The organism is Pararhizobium sp. P1_E7 (assembly GCF_056405855.1).
Window position 1 is genome coordinate 1 of record NZ_JBFUBH010000226.1, and the last position, 1035, is coordinate 1035.

Consider the following 1035-nt stretch of genomic DNA (forward strand, 5'->3'; position numbering starts at 1 on the left):
TCCGTGCCCCAGATATCGACACCGATGGAGGACATCGGCATGCGGATGCCGTTCTTCAAAATCTTGTCGAGCGATGCGGCCTCAACGCGTTTGCCGCGAAAGCAGCCGTTGAGATCGCATGTTGCCGCCAGAACGTAGGCGCCACGATCTGCGGCCTGTCTGGCCGGCTGTGCTTCGTTCGTCATGATGTACTCCGTGAGGGCTTCGGCTTCGTATGGGTTTCGTTGTAATTGCCAATGGCGAACATCGGGTGTCGTAAGGGCCGGGCGGTGTCGGCTGTAGCCTTACCAGTGCCGGTAAAATTTGCGGGGGGCGGCGAGAGATGTTTCATGCCGCTCTTACGTCGGTTTGCGAGAAATCGTTGCCTTTGTTGAGCGGCGGCCCGCCGGAAAGCGCGATCTCAAGCATGGTGGCGGCCGAGAGAAGCTCCTATTTTGCTATATTCCACCTAACTGGCATATCTTGCCGGCAAATGCACGATCCGGCGCCGCAAATTCCAAGGCTGATACCTGTCGGCGTTCGCCATTGCGGATCGCAGGGGAAGGCGAGTGCCACAACCTTCCTTAAAATGACGCCCAAAAAAAAGGCCCCCAGTAGCGGAGGCCCTGAATTTTGAAGGTATCAACCTCCAGAGGGGAACGGTTGAAGGCGATGGACCGGGAGGAGAGGGCCTCGGAAACTTCAACCGTCAACAGTATGCTCGATACAGCGTCCAAGAACAACGAATGGTGTCCTGCGATCGCCATTGAACTAAACGTTTTGCCCAAAGTCCGATCCTAACCGGCATTTTTTTACTCAACGCACACACGTTTACCTTTCCGGCATCTTCTGTGCGTTGAGAGAATGCCTGCACGCTGCCGGTTCGCGTCGAGTGCTAGAACCCACGTCACGCTGCATGCGGACAACGCAGGAAGCGCATGTTTTCCCGTCGGATTTTTCCATCTCCTCAATGATCTGCAGTCTCGAATTTCCGCAATCGCTGTCACGGATAGTCTGCGGTTGCTTTTGTCTACTAATTTTATGGATAATAATGCC

1 protein-coding gene is annotated in these 1035 nt (G+C 54.9%); it reads right to left on the bottom strand.

Features of this window, described 5'->3' with window-relative positions; translation table 11 throughout:
- The coding region (locus AC1D17_RS29090) for a hypothetical protein (RefSeq protein WP_477568655.1) at positions 1 to 185 on the bottom strand (185 nt) is incomplete at its 3' end.
- Positions 186 to 1035: the final 850 nt, after the last annotated feature.